Origin of the sequence: Bacillus sp. S4 (genome assembly GCF_040838205.1) — a bacterium.
Taxonomy (GTDB): domain Bacteria; phylum Bacillota; class Bacilli; order Bacillales; family Bacillaceae_G; genus Bacillus_A; species Bacillus_A cereus_U.
The window spans coordinates 1-2,371 of record NZ_JBFPJI010000436.1 but is presented as its reverse complement, the minus strand read 5'-3'; the positions used below and the strand labels follow the sequence as shown (position 1 = coordinate 2,371).

The following is a 2,371-nucleotide window of genomic DNA, read 5'->3' as shown; positions in this document are numbered from 1 at the left end:
ATTAAATAGCGTTTCCTTTCGATTCCTACAATCTTCAGATCTTTTATTCATCTACCTTATAAAACGTATGCTCTCATTTTACAGTTCTATTAATCTAATAAGCAAAACAAGTACCGAATACTTCTACCACAAGAATTCGGCACTTTTTTTATTAAAACAGATTCCTTCTTTCCTACTTCTCTACATAAACCGATTTAACTATCGTACGATTATAAGGTTGTCCTTCCTTATTCATCCCTTTCATATCAATTGTAACGTTATATACACCTGGCTGTTCTATATTTTTCAAAGCACCTGTGAATGTAGTTGTATTAATATTTTGCGATTCATTTGATTCAGAAACTAATTTTCCATCTTTATTAATTACTCTTACTGTTACTGAAAGATTGCCTTTCATTTCTGGAGCTGCAGGTGATTTTTTGAGTTTATACTCTGCTTTATTTACTTTAACTTTTGCCGGCATTTGAAGGACGAACGGAGCATCTTTTTTGTAATCGGTTACGATTAAATATGCATCTTTTGGCTGCTTTGCCATCATTTTAACTTGCCATTCTCCTGCTTCCATTTTATCAAATTTAAATGTTCTTATAGTCGCTCCTTTAAAGAGAGATTCACCTTCACCAGTAGATACAGCACTATCTTTATTTGTATAAACTTTTCCTTTTGGAGATATTAGTTGTATTTCTACATCCGAAGAAGCTGTTAAAACAGAAACTACCCCTTCTGCTTTTTTATCCACTGCGACAATTTTCCCTACCCACTGATTTTGTGACAACTCTCCTCCTAAAATAGCTCGATTAGAAGTTGTGTTTAATTGTTCTACCTTTTCCTCTGAACTATTAATCGGGGCTAATAAAGCCGGTACTGGTAAATTTGCTGTCCGTAAATATGGTTCAATTCGTGCAAAAACAGCTGAACCTTTTCGTATATTATCATGGTCAAATCGTGAATCCGTAAATAAATGTGTTCCATATGGTAACTTAGCACTCCATTCGTTCACTAATCCATCATTAGAACCGTATGATGACAAGTACAACCCGCCCATAGATAATGCTGAAAAAACAGGCCCCCAGCTCGTCCCAGTAGCCGTATAGTAACGGTTTAATTTAGCTGCAGGATTATTATCTATTGTAGAACGAAACTTTGCCATTTCACCTATTTGCAATGAATATGTCCCATCATCTTTTTGACCTAATATAGAGGCGAGCCACCCTGCCCACCAACTATATGATAAATCCGCTAAATTTGATCCGTAATGCGGAGTGGCAAGTGTAATAACATTTCCAACAAATCGATTCGCTCCATATCCAACTAACGCAGCTTGTGTATCGATACCACCTTTACTATGAGCTACAACATTTACTTTTTTACCAAAATGATTATAAATTTCTTCAAGCTTTTGTGCTAACAATTTTCCATTGTCCCATTGGCTAGCTGATCCTTTCCCCGCAGCATCGTATAATTGAATAAATACAGTTTGATAGCCTGCTTTCAATGCGTAGTCGTACATATCATTCATATCATGATATACTGTCTTTCCATACCAACTATCCGCATTACCATTTCTTCCTTGCACAAAGAGAATTGGTGGTTTATTCTCATCATAATTAGCAGGTTTCTGACCTAAAAACCATTCTCCAGGAGTAAATACTTCTTTGTCTGGAAAACCAGTCTTAAGCTCTGTTACAACCTCCGCGTGTACATTTGTACTAAAAACCAGCGGACTCATAAAACAAAGTACAATAAATAATGCTATACTCCTTTTCATAATTCCCATTAACATCCCCCTTTTCCGCAAGAAAGAAAACGCTACCATTACATTGAACACCAATTGTTTTAAATTCCATTTAATCAATTACTTTTTCGATACATTAGAATTAGAAATTAGTAGCCGCATTTCTTTCTTATCAAACGTTATTCTCTCAACATTCATTCATTCCTTTTTACAATAAGCGTTTTGAATATTTCTCAATACAGCTTTCTCTTCACAAAAAAACTGCGTATAAAAGGTCTCTTTAATAACCTTTTATACGCAGCTTCTTTGTTTAAAATCCGATGATATACTCATCATCATATTTATCGTATTGCAAACCAGCTCCTATTCTCAATTCTGTAACTTGATCTCTAAGGAATGGTGCATCTTCTATTTTACTAGTTGCAATTTCAATTCCATATTTTTTTGTTAAATGTGCTAACTCTATTAAAAACCATTCTCTTCGCAACGCGATTGGAATTTCATACGTTCGTCTTTTCATATATACTAGCACCTCTTCTATTTTCATTATTGACAAGAGTATCACTTCTACTTTCGATACACTTTTTAAAACTATCGTTCATCATCAAAGGCCAATGAAACATTATAGTATATGCA

General features: G+C 34.5%; 2 protein-coding genes. Both read right to left on the bottom strand.

What is annotated here, in order from left to right:
• Positions 1-172: 172 nt before the first annotated feature.
• Positions 173-1,783: a lipase family alpha/beta hydrolase gene (locus AB3X48_RS21260; RefSeq protein WP_372343024.1), complete on the bottom strand. Its 1,611-nt coding sequence runs from the start codon at positions 1,781-1,783 to the stop codon at positions 173-175.
• Between the two features lie 262 nt (positions 1,784-2,045).
• Positions 2,046-2,255, bottom strand: coding sequence for a hypothetical protein (locus AB3X48_RS21255; RefSeq protein WP_002158072.1), 210 nt, complete (start codon positions 2,253-2,255; stop codon positions 2,046-2,048).
• Between the last annotated feature and the right edge of the window lie 116 nt (positions 2,256-2,371).